This window comes from Halomonas halodenitrificans DSM 735, from assembly GCF_000620045.1.
GTDB lineage: Bacteria > Pseudomonadota > Gammaproteobacteria > Pseudomonadales > Halomonadaceae > Halomonas > Halomonas halodenitrificans.
On the sequence record NZ_JHVH01000001.1, the window covers coordinates 339897 to 360376 of the forward strand.

Annotated in this window: 17 protein-coding genes; 13 read left to right on the forward strand and 4 right to left on the reverse strand. The window is 66.7% G+C overall.

Translation table 11 applies throughout. From position 1 onward, the window contains the following. The first annotated feature begins 101 nt into the window (after nt 1–101). Entirely contained in the window at nt 102–1136 is a 1035-nt protein-coding gene (locus tag Q358_RS0101665; protein ID WP_043487457.1) for a Fe(3+) ABC transporter substrate-binding protein, read from the forward strand. Between the two features lie 111 nt (nt 1137–1247). On the opposite strand, the gene polA is transcribed toward Q358_RS0101665, so the two are convergent. Next, entirely contained in the window at nt 1248–4022 is a 2775-nt protein-coding gene (gene polA, locus Q358_RS0101670) for a DNA polymerase I (RefSeq protein WP_027960447.1), read from the reverse strand. A gap of 153 nt (nt 4023–4175) precedes the next feature. On the opposite strand from polA, the gene Q358_RS0101675 reads away from it, so the two are divergent. From Q358_RS0101675 to speA, 3 genes are all read left to right on the forward strand, one after another. Next, on the forward strand, nt 4176–4469 hold the full coding sequence (locus tag Q358_RS0101675) for a DUF2782 domain-containing protein (protein ID WP_051530120.1): 294 nt from the start codon (nt 4176–4178) through the stop codon (nt 4467–4469). Nucleotides 4470–4544: 75 nt separating this feature from the next. After that, nucleotides 4545–5504: a homoserine kinase gene (locus tag Q358_RS0101680; protein WP_027960449.1), complete on the forward strand. Its 960-nt coding sequence runs from the start codon at nt 4545–4547 to the stop codon at nt 5502–5504. Continuing rightward, the gene (gene speA / locus Q358_RS0101685; RefSeq protein ID WP_027960450.1) at nt 5501–7417 is read left to right on the forward strand and encodes a biosynthetic arginine decarboxylase; all 1917 of its coding nucleotides are present in this window, start codon (nt 5501–5503) and stop codon (nt 7415–7417) included. Before Q358_RS0101680 ends, speA begins: the two co-directional genes overlap by 4 nt. 30 nt (nt 7418–7447) lie before the next feature. Here speA and Q358_RS0101690 read toward each other — a convergent pair whose 3' ends face one another. Next, nucleotides 7448–8113 (reverse strand): fumarylacetoacetate hydrolase family protein, encoded by a 666-nt coding sequence (locus Q358_RS0101690; RefSeq protein ID WP_027960451.1) that lies wholly within the window; start codon nt 8111–8113, stop codon nt 7448–7450. 239 nt (nt 8114–8352) lie between these two features. Between Q358_RS0101690 and Q358_RS17890 the strand changes: the two genes are divergently transcribed. The 3 genes from Q358_RS17890 to Q358_RS0101705 all read left to right on the forward strand — a co-directional run bounded on the left by Q358_RS17890 (nt 8353) and on the right by Q358_RS0101705 (nt 11262). Beyond that, nucleotides 8353–8904, forward strand: a complete 552-nt coding sequence (locus Q358_RS17890) for a DUF2799 domain-containing protein (RefSeq protein WP_051530121.1) — start codon at nt 8353–8355, stop codon at nt 8902–8904. Between the two features lie 73 nt (nt 8905–8977). After that, nucleotides 8978–9943 carry a GlxA family transcriptional regulator gene (locus Q358_RS0101700; protein ID WP_043487458.1) on the forward strand — a complete coding sequence of 322 codons (966 nt, stop codon included), beginning with the start codon at nt 8978–8980 and terminating at the stop codon, nt 9941–9943. A 92-nt stretch (nt 9944–10035) separates the two neighbouring features. Then, complete coding sequence (locus tag Q358_RS0101705; RefSeq protein WP_027960453.1) at nt 10036–11262, forward strand: TauD/TfdA family dioxygenase; 1227 nt, start codon at nt 10036–10038, stop codon at nt 11260–11262. Here the strand turns inward: Q358_RS0101705 and Q358_RS0101710 are convergent. Continuing rightward, nucleotides 11259–12764 (reverse strand): MFS transporter, encoded by a 1506-nt coding sequence (locus tag Q358_RS0101710; protein WP_051530122.1) that lies wholly within the window; start codon nt 12762–12764, stop codon nt 11259–11261. The genes Q358_RS0101705 and Q358_RS0101710 overlap by 4 nt on opposite strands. 91 nt (nt 12765–12855) lie before the next feature. Further along, nucleotides 12856–13857, reverse strand: coding sequence for a GlxA family transcriptional regulator (locus Q358_RS0101715; RefSeq protein ID WP_027960455.1), 1002 nt, complete (start codon nt 13855–13857; stop codon nt 12856–12858). A gap of 99 nt (nt 13858–13956) precedes the next feature. On the opposite strand from Q358_RS0101715, the gene tmpA reads away from it, so the two are divergent. The 6 genes from tmpA to Q358_RS0101745 are packed head-to-tail and all read left to right on the forward strand — an operon-like array spanning nt 13957 to nt 20462. After that, the gene (gene tmpA / locus Q358_RS0101720) at nt 13957–15075 is read left to right on the forward strand and encodes a 2-trimethylaminoethylphosphonate dioxygenase (RefSeq protein ID WP_027960456.1); all 1119 of its coding nucleotides are present in this window, start codon (nt 13957–13959) and stop codon (nt 15073–15075) included. Continuing rightward, nucleotides 15072–15659 (forward strand): HD domain-containing protein, encoded by a 588-nt coding sequence (locus Q358_RS0101725; RefSeq protein ID WP_027960457.1) that lies wholly within the window; start codon nt 15072–15074, stop codon nt 15657–15659. The genes tmpA and Q358_RS0101725 overlap by 4 nt, the downstream gene beginning before the upstream one ends. Beyond that, nucleotides 15656–17257 carry a 5-guanidino-2-oxopentanoate decarboxylase gene (locus Q358_RS0101730; RefSeq protein WP_027960458.1) on the forward strand — a complete coding sequence of 534 codons (1602 nt, stop codon included), beginning with the start codon at nt 15656–15658 and terminating at the stop codon, nt 17255–17257. Before Q358_RS0101725 ends, Q358_RS0101730 begins: the two co-directional genes overlap by 4 nt. A gap of 39 nt (nt 17258–17296) precedes the next feature. After that, complete coding sequence (locus tag Q358_RS0101735) at nt 17297–18235, forward strand: glycine betaine ABC transporter substrate-binding protein (RefSeq protein ID WP_027960459.1); 939 nt, start codon at nt 17297–17299, stop codon at nt 18233–18235. Next, nucleotides 18232–18966: a class II aldolase/adducin family protein gene (locus Q358_RS0101740; protein WP_027960460.1), complete on the forward strand. Its 735-nt coding sequence runs from the start codon at nt 18232–18234 to the stop codon at nt 18964–18966. The genes Q358_RS0101735 and Q358_RS0101740 overlap by 4 nt, the downstream gene beginning before the upstream one ends. Nucleotides 18967–19016: 50 nt before the next feature. Next, entirely contained in the window at nt 19017–20462 is a 1446-nt protein-coding gene (locus Q358_RS0101745; RefSeq protein WP_027960461.1) for an aldehyde dehydrogenase family protein, read from the forward strand. Nucleotides 20463–20480 lie beyond the last annotated feature (18 nt).

Sequence of the window (20480 nt, forward strand, 5' to 3'; positions counted from 1 at the left end):
CCCTTGACGCCACCGATGTACGGGGCTTCAATAGAAGCACCAGGAATGCAACGTATTATCATTCCACTATCAATGCTCTGCCACAAACCACAGAGGTCATGATGATCAAGCACGCTCGTCTCGCCGCTCCCATCGCCGTCGCGCTGGCCGGTTCCGCCTTCGCCACCGCCGCCTCCGCCTCCGCCGACGAGCTGAACGTCTATTCGGCGCGTCACTATGACTCCGATGAGGCCCTGTACCAGGCCTTCACCGAAGAGACCGGCATCGAGGTGAACCTGCTGGAGGGCGGTTCGGACCAGCTGATCGAGCGTATCACCCGCGAGGGCGTGGCCAGCCCCGCCGACGTGATGATCACCGTGGACGCCGGCCGCCTGTGGCGCGCCGAGCAGGAAGATATCTTCCAGAGCGTCGACTCCGAAACGCTGAGCGAGCGCCTGCCGGAGGCCATGCGCCACCCCGAGGGGCTGTGGTTCGGCTTCAGCCAGCGCGCCCGTGCGATCTTCTATGACCGCGAGAACTTCGATCCGAGCCAGATCAGCGACTACGAGGAGCTCGCCGACCCGACGTTCGAGGGCGCGGTGTGCATCCGCTCCTCCAACAACATCTACAACCAGTCGCTGCTGGCTTCGCTGATCGAGCACCACGGTGCCGAGGAAGCCGAGGCATGGGCCCAGGGCGTGGTGGATAACATGGCACGCGACCCCGAGGGTGGCGACACCGACCAGATCAAGGGCGTGGCCAGCGGCGAGTGCTCCCTGGCGGTGGCCAACCACTACTACTATGTGCGCCTGCTGCACTCCAACGACGAGGCAGACCGTGAGGCCGCGCGGCGTGTCGGCGTGATCTTCCCCAATCAGGATGGCCGCGGCACCCACGTCAACGTGGGCGGGGCCGGCGTGGTCGAAGGCGCGCCCAACCGGGAGAATGCCGTGCGCTTCCTCGAGTTTCTGGCCTCCGATACCGCTCAGGAGATCTTCGCCAACGGCAACTACGAGTTCCCGGTGGTCGAGGGCGTGATGAAGGACCCGGTGCTGGAGTCATGGGGCAACTTCAAGAAGGATGACCTCAACATCAGCAAGCTGGGCGAGAACAACCCCGAGGCGATCAAGATCTTCGACCGCGTCGGCTGGCGTTAAGATGGATCGATTGACCACCGCGCTCGTGGTGTAAATCGAAAATTTCTTATAGTAACAACAGCAAGGCCCGCGGCATCCGCCGCGGGCCTTGCTGTTTGGGCAGGCGCCGCGTCAGTGCGCCTCGTCCCAGTTCGCCCCGCTCTCGGCCTCGACGATCAGCGCCACATCCAGCTCGGCGGCGGCCTGCATGCGCGCCTTCACCTGCTCGATAAAATCGTCTACCTGGGCCTCGGCCACCTCGAACACCAGTTCGTCGTGGACCTGCATCACCATCCAGGCGTCCATCTCGCCTTCTTCCAGCCAGGCGGCCACCTCGATCATGGCGCGCTTGATGATGTCGGCGGCAGTGCCCTGCATGGGGGCATTGATGGCCGTGCGCTCGGCGCCCTGTCGGCGGGCACGGTTCTGGGAGCGAATCTCGGGAAGGTAGAGGCGCCGTCCGGATACCGTCTCGACGAAGCCATCCTCGGCGGCCTGGGCGCGAATGCGCTCCATATAGTTCGCCACCCCGGGGTAGCGGTCGAAGTAGCGCTCGATATAGACCTTGGCCTGGCTCTGCTCGATATGCAGCTGCCGCCCCAGTCCCCAGGCGCTCATGCCGTAGATCAGCCCGAAGTTGATCGCCTTGGCGCTACGCCGCTGCTCGACCGTCACCTTGTCGAGCGCCACGCCGAATACCTCGGCGGCGGTGGCGGCGTGGATATCGCGCCCCTCGGCGAAGGCCGTCAGCAGCCCCTCGTCCGCGGAGAGATGGGCCATGATGCGCAGCTCGATCTGGGAGTAGTCGGCGGCGACGATGCGATAGCCGGGGCGAGCGATAAAGGCCTGGCGAATCCGGCGCCCCTCCTCGGTGCGGATGGGAATATTCTGCAGGTTGGGGTCGCTGGAGGATAGCCGGCCGGTGGCGGTGACCGCCTGATGATAGCTGGTGTGCAGGCGCCCGGTGGCCTTGTTCACCAGCCGCGGCAACTTGTCGGTATAGGTGGATTTCAGCTTGGCCAGGCCACGGTGCTCCATGATCACCTTGGGCAGCGGGTAGTCCAGCGCCAGCTCCTCGAGCACCGCCTCGGCGGTAGAAGGCGCCCCCTTGGGGGTCTTCTTGAGCACCGGGATGCCCTGTTCCTCGAACAGGATCTGGCCGAGCTGCTTGGGCGAGCCCAGGTTGAATTCCCGCCCGGCCAGCTCGTGGGCCCGAGCCTCCAGCGCGTTGATTCTCGCCTCGAGTTCCCGGCTCTGTTCGTGGAGGCGCTGGGCATCCAGGGCCACACCGGTCAGCTCCATCCGAGACAGCACCGGAATCAGCGGCAGCTCGACCGTCTCCAGCACCCGGGCCAGCCGGCCCTCCTCGGCGACCCGCGGACGCAGTTCATGGTGCAGGCGCAGGGTGATATCGACATCCTCGCAGGCATAGGGGGCCGCCTGCTCCAGGGCCACCTGGTTGAAGGTGAGCTGCTTGGCACCCTTGCCCGCTATGTCGATGAAGGAAGTGGTCTTCTCGCCCAGGTACTTGAGCGCCAGGGAATCCATGTCATGGCGGGTGGCGGTGGAGTCGAGCACATAGGACTCGAGCATGGTGTCCTCGAGCGTGCCGGCCACCCGGATGCCATAGCCGGCCAGCACCGAGATATCGTACTTGAGGTTCTGGCCGATCTTGGTGCTGCCGGGGTCTTCGAGCAGCGGCTTGAGGGCGGCCAGCACCGCGTCGCGGTCGAGCTGGCCGGGGGCGTCGAGATAATCATGGGCCAGGGGAATATAGGCGGCCTCCCCCGCGTCCAGCGCCAGCCCGACACCGACGATCTGTGCCTCCATATAGTTCAGGCTGGTGGTCTCCAGGTCGAAGCAGAAGGCCTCGGCGGCCCGCAGCCGCTCGAGCCAGGCGTCCAGCTCGGCCTGCTCGAGGATGACGTGATCCTCACGGGAGGCACCGCCGGCCTCGGTAGCCTCGGCTTCCTCTCCCTCGACAGCCGGGGTCGTGGTGCCGCCGGCGACGTCGTCGACGCCTTCGTCCTTGCCCTCCAACAGCTCCGACAGCCAGGCCCTGAATTCGAAGCGGCGATACAGTGCAAGCAGCGCCTCGCGATCCGGATGGGCGATCTCCAGGTCATCGAGCCCTACCGGCAGCTCGCAGTCGGTCTTGATGGTGGCCAGCCGGTAGGACAGGAAGGCCTGGTCGCGATGCTCCTCCAGCTTCTTCGGTAGCGTCTTGGCACCGCGGAAGCCGAGCGCCTTGACCGCTTCGAGATCCGCATAGATGGTATCGAGCCCGCCCTGCATGCCCTGCAGCAGGCCCAGGGCGGTCTTCTCCCCGACCCCGGGCACACCGGGGATGTTATCGACCTTGTCGCCCATCAGCGCCAGGAAGTCGATGATCAGTTCGGGGGGCAGGCCGAACTTCTCCTCGACGCCGTCGACGCCCAGGGTCTCGTCCTTCATGGTGTTAACCAGGGTGATATGGCCGTTGACCAGCTGGGCCATGTCCTTGTCGCCGGTGGAGATCACCGCATCGCGGCCGGCCTCGGTGGCCTGGCGGGCCAGGGTGCCGATGACGTCGTCGGCCTCGACCCCTTCGATGCACAGCAGCGGCAGGCCCAGCGCCCTCACGCAGTCGTGCAGCGGCTGCACCTGGTCGCGCAGCTCATCCGGCATCGGTGGCCGCTGAGCCTTGTACGCCTCGAACAGCTCATCGCGAAAGGTCTTGCCCGGGGCATCGAAGACCACCGCCATGGGGCTGTCCGGATAGTCCTTGATCAGCCGCTTGAGCATGTTGAGCACGCCCTTGATGGCCCCGGTGGGCAGGCCCTCCGAGGTAGTCAGCGGCGGCAGGGCGTGGAAGGCGCGGTAAAGATAGGAAGAACCGTCGACGAGAACGATGGGAGTGTCGGCCATGGAGGCATCCATTGAAGCTGAGCGAAGAGTGAGTCCGGGCGACCATGATACGCATAGCGCCGCCATTTTGCCGCGGTCGTTGGGCCCGGCGGCGGCGACGCTTTACACTAGGTGCACATACCATCTCACCGCCCCGGCGGTCTGGAGATCACCATGCACGCCATTCGCCTGATTACCCCCCTGCTGCTGGCCGCGGGCCTGTCGCTGGCCGTCGCCCTGCCGGCCCTGGCCCAGTCCGACTCGGAACCGACACCGGATATCACCACGCGTCAGGAGGCGGACCGCACCCTGCGCGAATATCGGATCGACGGCGAGCTCTACGCCATCGAGATCCGCCCCTCGAACGGTTCGTCCTACTATCTGGTCGATCATGACGGCAACGGCAACTTCGAGCGCCAGCAGGGGGAGCGCATCGCCGTACCCGAATGGGTCCTGAAGACTCGCTAATGCCGCTAGACGAAGCGTGCATCACTGTCGCAAGTCGCTACAATAGACGGCTTGGCATATCCGGGTGAGAGACACATGGCCGTATTCACACCGCTGACCGAGTCCCAGGTCGAGGCGTTTCTGAGCCGCTTCGACGCGGGCTCCCTGGTCTCCCTGGTGGGCGTTCCCGCCGGTACCGAGAACAGCACCTTCTTCGTCACCACCGACCGGCGAGAGCTGGTGCTGACCCTCTTCGAGCAGGGTGAGCACGAGGAGCTGCCGTTCTTCGTCGACCTGCTCGACTACCTCGACGAGCACCGCCTGCCGGTGCCCGGGCCGTTGCACGACCGCGAAGGCGTGGCACTTCACAGCCTGGCCGGCAAGCCGGCCCTGCTGTTCCCGAGACTTCCCGGCAAGCACCCACACGCGCCCAGCCTGGCCCAGTGCCGCGAGCTTGGCAGCACGCTGGGGCGCCTGCATGCCATCGCGCAACGCTTCACCGGCCATCGCCCCAATCCGCGTGACCTGCACTGGCTGCTGGCCCTGCACCCCAAGGTGCATGGCTACCTCTCGGCGGAAGACCAGACGCTGATGAAGGACGAGGTGGAGCTCTACGAGGAGGTCTTCGGCGGCGGCCTCGAGCTGCCCCAGGGGGCGCTGCACGGCGACCTGTTCCGCGACAACACCCTGTTCGACGGCGACCGCCTGACCGGCATCATCGATTTCTACAACGGCTGCACCGGCGACCTGCTGTTCGATCTGGCCATCGTCATCAACGACTGGGCCAGCAAGGCGGACGGCTCCCTCGATGCCGAACGCCACGCCGCCATCCTCGCCGCCTACCAGGCACACCGCCCGCTGGTCGATGCCGAGCGTGAGGCCTGGCCGATGATGCTGCGCATGACCGCGCTGCGCTACTGGCTGTCGCGCCTGCTGGTGGTCTACGTGGACCCGCCGGCCCACGACCTGACCCCCCACGACCCCGACAGCTTCCGCACCATCCTCAAGGCGCGCATCGAACAGCCCGCCCTGTCCGTGCCCGAGGCGGGCTCATGAGCCTCACCACGACCAGCGGCCCCGCCCGGCGTGCGCGCCGCGTCTGGAATATCGATCAGTGGGGCAGCGGCTACTTCGATGTGGACGACGCCGGCCATGCCCTGGTGCGCCCCCTGGGGAGCGAGGCCGAGGGCCCGGCCCTGCCGCTGAACGACCTGGTGAGCGAACTAAAAGCCGCCGGCCTGCGCCTGCCGGTACTGGTACGCTTTATCGATATCCTTCACGACCGGGTCGAACAGCTCTGCCACGCCTTCGATACCGCCATGCAGGAGGAGGCCTTCGACGGCGGTTATACGGCGGTCTATCCCATCAAGGTCAACCAGCAGCGCCGGGTGGTGGAAGAAATACTGGCCACCCCCGAGCGTGGCCGCGACCGCGTGGGGCTGGAGGCCGGCAGCAAGCCGGAGCTGCTCGCCGTACTGGCGCTGTCTGGCGATGGCCCCTCGCTGATCGTCTGCAACGGCTACAAGGACCGCGAGTACGTGCGCCTGGCGCTGATGGGCGAGAAGCTCGGCCACCGCGTCTACCTGGTGGTCGAGAAGCTCTCGGAGCTGCCGCTGATCCTCGAGGAGGCGGCCGAACTGGGCGTCACGCCGCGCATCGGCCTGCGCGCCCGGCTGGCCACCGTGGGCCGAGGACGCTGGCAGAACACCGGCGGCGAGAAATCCAAGTTCGGTCTCACCGCCAGCCAGATCCTCAAGGTGGTCGAGCAGCTACGCGCGGCCGATGCCCTGGCCAGCCTGCAGTTGGTGCACTTTCACCTGGGCTCCCAGATCGCCAATATCCGCGACATCCAACGCGCCCTGCGCGAGTGTGCCCGCTTCTACCAGAGCCTGGTGGAGCTTGGCGCCCCGGTGGACACCGTGGATGTGGGTGGCGGCCTGGGCGTCGACTATGAGGGCACCCGCTCGCGCAGCTTCTGCTCGGCCAACTACTCGATGCTCGAGTATGCCCGCAATGTGGTCTACGCCTTCCGCCTGGCCTGTCAGGAGAACGACCTCCCCCAACCCCACCTGATCAGCGAATCGGGCCGGGCACTGACCGCCCATCACGCGGTGCTGATCACCAACGTGATCGGCGAGGAGCGGGTCAGCGACGCCTCCCCGGAACGCCGGGTCGAGGGCGATTCCCAGGTCGACGAGCTGTGGCGGGTCCACGACCTGCTCGGCGCTTCCCCCGATCAGCGTGGCCTGGTCGAGGCCTGGCACGACCTCGCCCAGGCCATGGGCGACCTGCATGAACGCTTCGTCATGGGGCTGACCCACATCACCGCCCGGGCCGAAGGCGAGGCGGTCTACTTCGCCGCCTGCGCCCGCCTGCGCGCCCGCCTCGACACCCGCAATCGCGTGCACCGCGAGATCGGCGATGAGCTGGCGGAGAAGCTCGCCGACAAGCTTTTCGTCAACTTCTCGCTGTTCCAGTCGGTACCCGATGTCTGGGGCATCCAGCAGATCTTCCCGGTGGTGCCGCTTACCGGCCTCGACCAGGAACCGGTGCGCCGCGGCGTCATCCAGGACATCACCTGCGACAGCGATGGCCGCATCGACGGCTATGTGGATGGCCAGGGCGTGGAGACCACCCTGCCGCTGCCGGAATGGCAGGAGGGCGACGAGCGGCTGCTGGGCTTCTTCATGGTGGGGGCCTACCAGGAGATCCTCGGCGACCTGCACAACCTGTTCGGCGATACCGATTCGGTGGACGCCCTCCTCAACGAGGACGGCAGCTGGAGCCTGAGTCATATCCAGCAGGGCGATCGCGTCGCCGATGTGCTGAGCTACGTCAACTTCGACGCCGAGCTGCTGCGTCGCCACCTGGCCGAACAGCTGGCCGCCAGCGGCCTGGAAGAGGCCGAGCAGCAGCGCTTCCTCGATGACCTCTCCGAGGGCCTGGCCGGCTATACCTACCTGGAGTAGCCCGTCCGTCGGAACAGCAGAAGCGGGCCGTTATTCCGCCACGCGGGTCGTCAGCGCGAGGCCCCCGGTGAGGGTGAGGCGCAGCTCGGTATCCCGGGTCAGCGGGCCTACCCCCGCCGGGGTACCGGTCAGCACCACGTCCCCGGGCTCCAGGGTAAAGTGACGGCTCATCTCGGCCAGCAGGGTCGGCACCGGAAAGAGCATGTCGGCGCCCTCCCCGCGCTGGCGCAGCTCACCGTCCACCTCCAGGGTAAAGGAGAGCGCACACCAGTTGGGCACCTGGGAGAGGCGCAGGAAGGGCGATAACGGACAGGCACCATCGAAGGCCTTGGCCATCTCCCAGGGATGTCCCTTCTCCTTGAGCCGCGACTGGACATCGCGCAGGGTCAGGTCGAGCGCCAGCCCGATCCCCACCACGGCGCGTTCCGCCTCATCGGCGGTCGCGTGAGTCAGCTCCTCGCCGATCAGCAACGCCAGCTCCGTCTCATAGTGGGCTTCCCCCCGCCAGGCGGGTGTCTCGATGGGCGATTCCAGGGGCACGGCGCTCGTCGCCGGCTTGATGAACAGCAGCGGCTCGCTGGGCACCGGGTTGTCGAGCTCCCGGGCGTGATCGGCGTAGTTGCGACCGACACAGACGATCTTGCCGAGCCGCTCGGAATAGGCCTGACCGTCGGTAAAGCGGGGCACAAAGCGCATGGCGCATCATCTCCTTCTTGGGGGTGTGCCGCGAATCACGGCAGACGCCCAGTCTAGCGCAGTCGACGACACACACCACACCGCCGGCCTTCCGCGGCCTACCCTAGCCCCCTGCGTTTAAAGGGGGCCGACGGGCGAAGGGTTCGATATAAGTCGGATAGCCGTACTCATGCTTCACCCCCATGCTTCACCCTGATGCTTCACCATATTCCTGTACGACACGGAGGCCCGGCGCCGGTATGCGACCCCAACTTCACAGCGGCCTGCTGGCCCTCTCGCTGATCGCGGCAGTCGTCCTCGGCGGCTGCGCCACGCTGTCGGAAGGCCAGTGTCGTACCGCCGACTGGCATCAGATCGGCCGCCAGGACGGCAGCAACGGCCTGGACCGCGCCCGGCTTTACAAGCATCAGGAGGCCTGCGCCGAATACGGCATCCGTCCCCTGCCGGAACGCTATTACGCGGGGCGTGAAGCGGGACTCCAGCGCTACTGCACGCCACGACGGGGCTTCGAGGAGGGACGCGAGGGCCGCTCCTATCGCGGTGTCTGCCCGCTGAAGCTGGAGCCGGCCTTCCTGGCGGCGTATCGCCAGGGCGAGGCGATCCATGACGTCGAGTCTGACATCGACGACATCGAGCATGATATCGACCGTCATCGGCACCGCCTGGACCAGGATGACCTCGAGCGCGACCAGCGCCGCGCCCTGCGCCGGAGTCTGCGCGACCTCCACCGGGAGCTGCGCTATCGCGACCGGGAGCGGGTTCGGTTATACCGGAGGACGGCATATGAGTAGAATGCGTCACGGGCAGTGCCGCTGATGCCGTGATCCAGGGCACCCGACAACATCCGTTATCCCGGGAATCCCGTTGAGACTCCAATACGCCGGCCCCACCCCAGAGCGCATCGGCTTCTTGCTGCTGCCGCGATTCGCCATGGTGGCCCTCTTCTCGGCCATCGAGCCCCTGCGCATCGCCAATCGCATCGGCGGCCAAAGGCTGTTCGAATGGCATCTGATCAGCCGCGATGGCGGTCCGGTAGCGGCATCCAACGGCATGCCCCTGGGCGTGGACCATGCGATGCAGGCGGCACCGTTCTCGCCTAGCCTTGCCATCTGCGCCAGCTTCGACCCGACTGCCTGCATCGACGCCGAGCTGACCGACTGGCTGCGGCAGCGCGCCGCCACCGGCTGCATCCTCGGCGGCATGGATACCGGCTGCTTCATGCTCGCTGCGGCGGGGCTGCTGGACGACCAGACGGTAACGCTGCACTGGGAGAGCCTGCCGGAGTTCCGGGCTCACTTCCCCCGGGTCGATGCGGTCGAGTCGCTCTACGAGGTGACTCCCGGCAGCTTTTCCTGTGCGGGAGGCAGCTCGGCCATCGACATGAGCCTCGACCTGATCAACCGTCGTCACGGCGCACGGCTGGCCGAGCGGGTACGGGATCAGCTGCTCCACGACCAGGGTCGACGCCCCGCCAGTCGGCAGCGGGACCCGGCACTCACCCTCGACCCTCTGGTCCGTCGCGCCATTGCCCTGATGGAAGCCAATCTGGAAACGCCATTGCCCATCGGGGATCTGGCGAACGAGCTCGAGACCAGCTGGCGCCGTCTGGAACGCCGTTTCCTCCGTTATCTCGGCGACACCCCTCAACGCACTTATCTGGCCATACGGCTCGACCATGCTCTGCGACTGCTGAGCGAGACGCCTTACGACATTACCCGGATTGCCCTGGCCTGCGGGTTTGCCTCTCCTTCCAGCTTCACGCGGGCCTTTCGTCGACGCCATGGCCTGACCCCGAGTGCGTTGCGCAGACACCGTGGACACCCCTCCTGAGTGTCGAATCGTGCACAGTAAGCGTCGAAGCATGCCGCGTCATGCCAGGCCTCGGCTGCCACCATGGTCGAACAGCGATCAAGGAGCACGAGATGTCGACAGCACTTCCCATTACCCCCGACTATGATGCCTGGCCCATCGAGGCTCACCTGGAGGCGGTCTCCTTTTCGCCGCGCCTGGTGACGGTACGCTGGAGCGACGGCCGCGAGAGCCGCTACCACAGCGTCTGGCTGCGCGAAAACGCCGCCGACGACTCCACCGTCAACCCGGCCACCCGGGAGCGCATTCTCGACCTCTCCGTCCTGTCGGCCTGGCCGGAAGTCTCCGCCGCCGAGATCGACGAGGCCGGCGCGCTGTGCATCACCTTTAGCCCCGAAGATCGCCATCTGCGCTTTCACCCGGGCTGGCTGCGCGCCCACGACTATGACAACGCCAACGATCCCGAAGCGCCGCTGGTGCCGGTCACCACCTGGCTCGGCGGCAGCGATGCCGGCCCCGACACCCTGGACGCCGGCGGCCTGCTGGATACCCAGCCGGCAAGCGAAGCCGAAGAGGCCGTTCTCGCCCCGGCGCTGGAAAGCGTGCTCGGCAAGGGCCTGGTGCGGCTGCGCAACCTGCCCACCGAGCCCGACTCCATCGCGTCGCTGGCCCGGCGTATAGGCCCGGTGCGGCCGACCAACTTCGGTCAGCTGTTCGACGTCAAGGCCAAGCCCGACCCGGACTCCAACGCCTATACGTCCATTGCCCTGCCGCCCCACGTCGACCTGCCCACCCGGGAGTATCATCCGGGCCTGCAGATGCTCTATTGCCTGGAAAACAGCGTGGAAGGCGGCGAAGCGGTAATGATGGACGGCTTCGCCATCGCCGAGGCCCTGCGCGATCGCCACCCGGAAGCCTGGGAAACGCTGACTCGGGTACGCTGGTGTTATGCCAACACCGCGCGCACCACCGACTACGTCTGGTTCGAGCCGATGATTCGCCTCGATGCCCGCGGCGAGCTGCTCGAGGTGCGTATCGCCGATTTTCTCCGCGGCCCGCTGCAGACCGCCTTCGAAGACGTCGAGCCGGCCTATGAAGCACTGATGACCCTGCAGCGGCTGCTGCGCGACCCGGCGTTCGCCATCCGCTTCACCTATCACCCCGGCGACGTCGTCATCTTCGACAACCGCCGCCTGCTGCACGCCCGGGACGCCTTCGAAGGCAGCACCGGCCACCGCTGGCTGCAGGGCTGTTACATGGAACGTGACGAGGTGCGTTCGCGCTATCGCATGGTCCAGCGCGCCCGCCGCCGTCGCCGGCTGACCGCCGAGGCCCCCTAGCGCCGAGCCGCGGCCCCGCTGTCCTTCACTCGATCGCGCTGGTCCTTGAACGCGACCCCGAGGGCACCGAGCATGACCAGCCCGATCAAGCCAAACCCGAGCGTCACGGCGACCGGCCAGGAGGCCACGCTGAGCGCCGCGAAAACCGCCGCCGTGATCACGGCGATGCCGATCGAGGTGCCGATACGCTGGCCGGTCTGCATGATGGCGCCGGAGCTTCCCGCATACTGCAGGGGGACTCCTGCCAGCGTCAGCGTCTGGTTGGGGCTGATCACGGAGCCCTGGGCCACGCCGATCAGCGATAGCGACAGCAGCAGCCACCATACGCTGAGATGGCCCCCTTGATTCAGCAGGATGACAGCAACACTCGCTGCGAGGCCGACGATGGCGAAAAACAGGCCGCCAATGACCACCTTGCGGCCGTAAACCATGACTCGCCTGCCGGCCCAGTTGGCCGCATAGGCGGAAATGAAGGCCGCCGGGATGCCTACCAGGCCGGCCTGAAGCGCTGACTTGCCGAGGCCCTGCTGGAGATACAGCGCCACCAGCACCCAGATGCTGGTCATGCCGGTAAAGTAGAGCGTCATGATAAGCGCGCCGTTGGTGAAGCTGTGGGTGGAGAAGATACTCAAGTCCACCATGGGGCTGCGCCCCAGGCGGGCATAGTAGCGCTCCCAGCGCACCCAGACCGCGACAAGCGCGAGCCCCAGCGGCAGCAGCAGCCAGGTAAGCGCCGAAGAGCGCGCCTCCATGAACGGAAACAGCACGGCGAATACGGCGAGCCCCAGCAACAGGGAGCCGACTGGATCCAGCTTGCGGAACATATACAGGGCGGTGCGCAGGGCACGCTGCGAGGTGCCTGTCGTCGCTCCCGGGGCACGGCTGAACAGCGGTTTCGGGAACCAGGCAAAGGCCATGATGAGGGTGGCAATGCCGATGGGTACGTTGAGCAGAAACGTCAGCCGCCAGCCCAGGTCAACCCCGCCAAGCTCGATCAGCAAGCCCCCCAGTACGGGGCCGATACCTACCGACACCCCCACCGCGCTGCCGAAATAGCCGAACGCCTTGGCGCGCTCGGCGCCGCGGAAATACTGCTGGATCATGCCGACCCCCTGGGGGTTCAGCAGCCCCGAGCCGACACCCTGAACAAAGCGGGCGACGTTGAGCCAGGTGGCATCCGAGGCCAGGCCCGCGGCAATGGACGCCGCCGTGAATAGCGTGACGCCGATAATGAAGATGCCGCCACGGCCCATGATGTCGCCGGCACGGCCGGCCGCCACCAGCACCACGCCGAAGGTCAGGGCATAGCCGGAGAGCACCCACTGCAGGTCGGACTGGCTGGCTTCCAGCCCCTGCTGGATGGAGGGCAAGGCGACGTTGACGATGCTGACACCGATCAGTGACATGACGATAGCAGCCAACAGCACCGCTAGAACGCGCCAGCGCACCGATTCGGGAATGACCTCGTCGCTTGTCTGCTCTGAATCCCGCTGACTCTGCACTGGTCAATGCCTCCGTCCATGTATCCTCCGTTATAGCGCGCCAGCCATGGTGACACCCTGTCACAGGGTACGCACCAGCGATGAAGACCCCTCAGCCTTGCCCGCGCTCTGCCGTCACGCTGGGCGCCTCGCCGAAGCGGCGACGGTAGGCTCGCGTAAAGTGGGCCGGCTGGGTGAAGCCGGTCGCCAGCGCCGCCTCTGTCACCAGGCTCTGGCTATCGGCGAGCAGCTGACGAGCACGATCGAGGCGCATGCCCAGATAACATTGCTGTGGCGTTTCCCCGAAGTGGCGCTGGAAGAGCCGCGCCAGCTGCCGCTGAGACTGTCCCACCAACCGACAGAGTTCGGGAACCGATAACGCCTTGCCGAGATTGGCCTCCATGATGGCCAGGGCCCGCATCACGCTACGTGGCAGCTCCCCGTGGCGTAGCGGCAGCTCCTCTCCACCGCGAGGCCTCTGGTGGACCAGCTGCAGTCCGATGGCATCCACCAGTGCCGGCCCGTACAGCTGTTCGATCCAGGTCAGCATCATGTCGATGCCGGCCGCACCGCCCGACCCCGTCAGCCGTGTGTCATCCAGTTCGTAGTGAGCGGGACTGACCTCGAGATCGGGAAACTCGCGGCGAAAGGCCGCGACGCTTTCCCAGTGCAGCGCCACCCGGTATCCCGACAGCACGCCCGCCCGCGCCAGAATGAAGGGGGCCGTATCCAGTCCGCCCAGCCAACCGCCATGGGCGGCGATACGCCGCAATACGGCACGATCCTGAAAGCGGACGGTTGCTTCTGCATCGTATGACGACACCACCATCAGCCTCGCCGTATCTCCCAGAGAGTCGATGGCTCCATCCACGTCGATGCGCACGCCGTTGCTCGCCACGACCGCCTCGCCGTCTGCCGAGAGCAGCCGCCAGGCGAAAAGATCACGACCGAAGCGATTGGCCACTCGCAACGGCTCCAGCAGGCAGAACAGGGTCAGCATGGAAAAACGCGACACCAGCCACACATTGAGCGTGTGCTCGGCCTGCTCCGGGGTCAGAAGAGGAGGTGAGTCGGGTCGAGGGTAGGGCCAAAGCCCTTCGATAACGTCAGTCATGACTAAAATAGTCAACTTTATGGCCAACTTAATCAAGTAATACGGCGCAGGGGGCCTTAGGGTAGGGAGCGACCTAGCACAGCCAGTGGAGATACCGCCATGACCCACATCATGCCCCTTGCCAATCGCCGCCACCTGGCGATCGAGCACGTCGGCCGCCAGCGCCAGTTTGCCGCCCTCTGGCTGCGCGAGCACAGCCCCGATGCCGATACCCTGGATCCGCGTACCGGCCAGCGCCTGATCGAGGCGGCGGAGCTGCCGCTATCACTGACAATCGAGTCGAGCGAGGTCAAGGGCGACCAGCTTCATCTGTGCTTCAGCGATGACCATCGTACTGCCTTCGATCTCGACGCGCTGTTCGAGGAGATGCCCAGCGATCCTCCCAGGAGGCTGTGGGATGCCGCCGGCGCTCCCCTTCCACAGACCGACTTTGAGGCGGCGCGCGAGGACGACTCGGCCCTGCTGGACATGCTGGAAGCGCTGCATCGCGATGGGTTCGCGGTCGTCTCCGGTGTGCCGGCGCAGACCGATGGGATGCAGTCCCTGATCGACCGTATCGGTCCGCTGCGCCGCACCAACTGGGGCGGCATTGCCGACGTCAAGTCCGTGGCCAACGCCTATGATCTGACCATGACCCAGCGAGGCCTGGAGCCCCACACGGACAATCCCTACCGCGACCCCATCCCCGGCTACATCTGGCTGCACTGCCTGACCAATGCCGCCGATGGCGGGGACAGCACCCTGGCAGACGGCTTCATGGCGGCTCGCCTGCTGCGTGAACGCGACCCCGAAGCCTACGCCACACTGACCCGAGTCACTCCCGGCTTCCGCTATCACGATGCCGACACCCACCTGGAGAGCGAGGGGCCGCTGATCGAGCTGAACAGCCACGGCCATCCGGTACGAGTACGTTACTCCAACCGCACCGAGCAGGTTCCGGCATTGCCTCCCGAGGAGCTCGAAGCCTATTACGCCGCACGCCAGGCCTTCTATCGGCTGATCACCGGCGAGGAGCTGACGCTGCACCTCAAGCTCGACCCCGGCCAGATGCTGATCATGGACAACTATCGCCTGCTCCATGGGCGCAGCGCCTTTCAGCTTGCCGGGGGCGTACGCCATATGCGCCAGGGGTACGTGGACCGGGACAGCACCGCCAGCCGACGCCGTACGCTGCGCCAGCGTCTCGCCACCTCACAGATCTCGGGAGAGACCGCATGAAACAAGCACGCTTTCGTCACTTCGGTGAGGCCCAACATGCCGAATGGGCCCTGATCGACGCCCGCTTCCGCGACTACGTCGACGACGCCCCCCGCCGGGTACTGGCCCATCTGCACAATCTGGCCGGCGACCATCACGGCTACCCGGTGGATCGCTACGAGCACAGCCTGCAGACCGCGACACGCGCGCTGCGCGACGGCGCCGACGAGGAGATGGTGGTCTGTGCCCTGCTTCACGACATCGGCGACGACCTGGCGCCGGCCAACCACGCCGATATCGCGGCGGCCATCCTCGAGCCCTTCATCGACCCGCTCAATGCCTGGATGATTCGCCACCACGAGCTCTTTCAGGGGTATCACTACCGGCACTTCTTCGGGCAGGACCCGCTTGCACGCGAGCAGTATCGCGACCATCCCGCCTATGCGCGCACCGTGCGCTTCTGCGACGAGTGGGATCAGGCCAGCTTCGACCCCGACTACGACACCCTCCCGCTTGAGCACTTCGTTCCGATGGTGGAGAGAGTGCTTGGCCGCACCCCGCGCGGCGGCCTTCCCGAGCCGCTGTCCGAGGAGTCCGTGTCATGAGCCAGACCTGCGCGCAGCAGCTCTTGAGCCTACTGGAAGCATATGGCGTCGACACCGCCTTCGGCATCCCCGGGGTACACACGGTCGAGTTCTACCGAGCGCTGGGGCAGAGCCGAATCCAGCATGTGACCCCGCGCCATGAACAGGGGGCCGGCTTCATGGCCGACGGCTATGCCCGGGCCAGCGGCAAGCCGGCGGCCTGCTTCATCATCACCGGCCCGGGCATGACCAATATCGCCACCGCCATGGGCCAGGCACTGGCCGATTCGGTGCCGATGCTGGTGATCTCCAGCGTCAACCAGCGCCACACCCTGGGGCGTGGCCAGGGACGGCTGCACGAGATGCCGCACCAGAGTCAGACCCTGGCCGGCGTCAGCCTCTTCAGCCACACTCTCCTCGACCCGGCAGCGTTGCCCGAGGCGCTGAGTCGCGCCTTCGCGATCTTTGCCTCCGCCCGGCCGGGTCCGGTGCATATCGAGATTCCCCTCGACGTGATGGCCGCCCCGGCACCTCCGGCACCGGCAGCCCCGGCCCGCACCTTTCCACCGGCACCCGCGCCCGAGGCCCTGGCACTGGCCGCCGACTGGCTGGCTGCCGCGCAGCGCCCGCTGGTCCTGCTCGGCGGCGGCACTGCCGCCTCGCCTCAGGCCGCCCGCCGACTGGTCGAGCGCCTCGACGCCCCGACCTTCACCACCATCAACGCCAAGGGGGTGCTCGGCCTGGACCATCCCCTCGACCTGGGCGCCACTCCCAGCCTGCCAGCCGCGCGCCGGCTGGCGGCCCAGGCCGACGTGGTGCTGGCGCTAGGCACCGAGCTGGGTGAAACCGACTACGACATGTTCACCGACGATGGCTTTCACCTCGATGGCCGCCTGGTGCGCGTCGATATCGACCCCCAGCAGCTGGGCCGCAACCAGGCCGCCGACCTGGCCATCCTCGCCGAGGCTGGCCAGGCCATGAACGGGCTGCTCGAGCACCTGCCGGCGGCGGCCGAGCGCGATGGCGCAATCCGGGCCGCCACCGCACGCAGCGAGCTGGCCCTGTGCGACGACCCGGAGCTCGCGCCCTATGTGCCGCTCTACGCCGTCCTGCGCGACATACTGCCCGACGCCATCGTGGTGGGCGACTCCACCGGCCCGGTCTATGCCGGCAACTTCCTGGCCTCGTTTCCGGCCCCGCAGCGCTGGTTCAACGCCGCAACCGGCTTCGGCACGCTCGGCTACGGCCTGCCCGCCGCCCTGGGAGCCGCCCTGGCTCAGCCGCAGCACCCGGTGGTGGCGCTGGTCGGCGACGGCGGACTCCAGTTCGTTCTCGGCGAGCTCGGCACCGCCCGCGACCTGGGACGCGCCGTGGCCGTGGTGACCTGGAACAACGACGGCTATGACGAGATCCGTCGCTACATGTCGATGAGCGAGGTGCCTCATCTCGGCGTCGACCTGGCGGCACCGGACTTCAAGGCACAGGCTGCCAGCTACTCGTGCCGCTACCGGTGCGTGGGTAGCCCCGCCTCCCTGGGGCAGGCCCTGGCCGAGCTCGGTGCCGATGACTCCCCCCTGCTGATCGAGGTGGATGCCGCGGCCTGGCTCACCGCTCTCTAGCTCGAGCCCGATTACCCACAATTCTTCAGGAGACCTGACATGCGTGTAACGACCCTAGCCACTACCCTGACCTTCGCCGGCCTGCTGCCCCTCTCCGCCCAGGCTGCTCAGGACGCCAGCGACGAGCTACGCCTGGTGGTGCCTCCCTGGCCCGGTGTCACGGTCAAGTCGGAGATCTTCGCGCAGCTCGCCGAGCCTCTGGGCTACCGGGTCGAGGCCATGGGGGTGAGTTCCACGGTGGGGTATCAGGTCCTGCAGAGCGGTGAAGCCGACGCCTTCCTCGCCGGCTGGGTGCCCGCCCAGCAGGAAAGCTACGACGCTGCCATGGAGAACGGTGCCATCGTCGACCTGGGCAACAATGTCAACGGGGCGCGCATGGGCTTCACGGTGCCGGACTATGTCGCCGAGACCGGCCTCACCAGCGCCGAGCAGCTAGCCGACCCGGAGATCGCCAAGCGCTTCAACCGCAGCGTCTACAGCATCGAGAACGGCTCCACGGTCACCGACATGCTCAATGCCGCCATCGACGCCGACGTCTACGGGCTGGGTGACTGGGAGGGCAGGCCCTCCTCGACGCCCGGCATGCTCAGCGAGGTCAAGGGGGCCGTCCAGGAGGAGCGCTGGATCATCTTCTATGGCTGGACGCCTCACTGGATGGTACCGGAATACAATACCGTGATTCTCGACGATCCAGAGGGGGTCTACGGTGACGACAACGGCAGCAGCGATGTCAAGACCATCGTTTCCGAGGCCTACGCGCAAGCCAACCCCAACATGCTCAAGCTACTCGACCAGTTCGTGCTCTCGGCCGACGAACAGAGCGAGTTCATCCGCGCCTACAGCCTGAAAAACGGCGACCTCGAAGAAGTGGCCCATGACTGGCTGGCCAGCCACCCCGAGCGCGTCGCCAGCTTCCTGGAGGGCGTCACTACCCGCGACGGTGACAACGCTCTGGATGCCGTGGAGGAGAGCCTGTGAGCGATTACCGGCCCGACGAACGCGCCGTCCGTCGCGACCTGGCTGCCGCCTACCGGCTGGTCGCACTGGACGGCATGGACGATGGCATCTCCACGCACATCTCGGCACGCCTGAACGACGGCCGCTTCCTGCTCAACGCTCTGGGACTGCGCTTTGACGAGGTGCGGGAAGACAACCTGGTGACGGTGAACGCCGCCGGCGAGGTGCTCGATGACCCTACCGGGCTGGGTATCAACCCGGCCGGCTTCACCATCCATAGCGCGCTCCACGCCGCCCGTCCAGAGGTCGAGTGTGTACTGCATACACATACCGTCGCCGGCGTCGCCCTGTCGTGTCTGGAGGAGGGCCTGCTACCGCTCAACCAGTGGGCCCTGCAGTTTCACGACCGGCTCGCCTACCACGACTACGAGGGCATCGCCCTGGACCTCGACGAGCGCGAGCGCCTGGCCGTCGACCTCGGCCCCCACCAGGCGATGATCCTGCGCCAGCACGGCCTGTTGACCTGCGGGCGCAGCGTCGGCGAGGCATTCCTCGTGATGCGCGATCTCGAGCGCAGCTGCCAGGCGCAGCTGGCAGCACAGGCGACCGGCCGCCCGCTGCGCCTGGCCTCTCCGGAGATGGCCGAGCATGTCGCACGCCAGTACGAGGCCTGGGCCGATAGCCCGGCAGGCATCGATCGCGCCTGGCAGGCCGAGCGTCGACGCCTGGTCGACTCGCCACCGCAGAGGTAACACCACCCTCTATAGAACGGCTGACCATCCGCAGATCGAGTAATCACGCTATGCACTCCCTGACCAAGCAATTTATCGACAACCATTGGGTACCCAGCCGCAGTAATACCCGGCTGGCGATCATCGACCCTTATCATAAGACACCGCTCGGCGAGACTACCCGCGGCAACCCCGCCGACGTGGACGTAGCAGTTACTGCCGCTCGGCGCGCCCTTCCCGGCTGGCGTGCCACACCGGCGGCCTGGCGCGGCGAGCGGCTCTCGGTCATCGCCACGGGACTCGAGCGACGTCGCGAAACGCTGGCCACGCTATCGAGCCGCAACAACGGCAAGCCGTTGAACGAGGCACTCCAGGACCTCGATGACGCCATCGACTGCTATCGCTACTACGCCGAGGCAGCGGTAGCCCTCGACGATCGACAGGGCAGGCGCGAAGAAGTCGGTCAGCCCGGGCTGGCGGCCTACCGTTACTGGGAACCGGTCGGCGTCGCCGGCCTTGTCACGCCCTGGAACTTTCCCCTGGTCAGCAGCGCCTGGAAGATCGCCCCCGCCCTGGCTGCCGGCTGCACGGTGGTGTTCAAGCCCACCGAGGTGGTGCCGCTGCCGGAGCAGGCACTGTGCGAGATCGTGCTGGAGGCCGGCCTGCCGCCCGGGGTCTTCAACCTGCTGAATGGTGACGGCAAGGGGATCGGTGCGCCAATAAGCCAGCATCCCGGCATCGACAAGCTCTCCTTTACCGGCAGCAACCCGGTGGGCGAGACCGTGATGCGGGCTGCCGCCCGCGGCGTGCGGCCGGTCTCGCTGGAACTCGGCGGCAAGTCGCCGATCCTGGTCACCGAAGATGCCGACCTCGAGCTCGCCCGGGACCTGGTCATGGCCGGCATCTGTTACAACGCCGGCCAGATGTGCTCGGCCACCAGCCGCCTGATCGTCCACGAGCGCCTGGCGGACCAGCTCTATGCCGCCGTCGATGCCGCCATGGCAGCGCTGCGGCCGGGTGATCCTCTCGCGGAGGGAGTCACCCTGGGGCCCCTCGTCAACGCCGCTCAGCATGAACGAGTCAGCGACTATCTGGCACAGGCCGGTACGGAAGGCCTGTATAGCGAGACCCCCTCACCGGCTCTGCCCGAGAGTGGACTCTTCGTCTCTCCGCGACTGTATCGCGATGTCCCCACCACCAGCCGCCTGTGGCGGGAGGAGATCTTCGGCCCCGTGCTCTGTGCTCGCCGGGTGACCAGCGACGAGGAGGCGATTGCGCTGGCCAACGACAGTGATTACGGCCTGGCGGCTACCGTGGTGGCGGGAGACCCTGACCGCGCCGAGGCCATCGCCCGGGGACTGGAGGCGGGCAACGTCTGGTGCAACAGCGACCAGCTGGCGCCGCCCCAGGGCAGCTGGGGAGGCATGAAACGAAGCGGCATCGGCCGGGAACTGGGCCTGGAAGGCCTGGAGGCGTACCTCGAGGTCAAGCGTATCACCCGCCCGGTATCGGCTTGATCCCTTGGAGATAGAGTG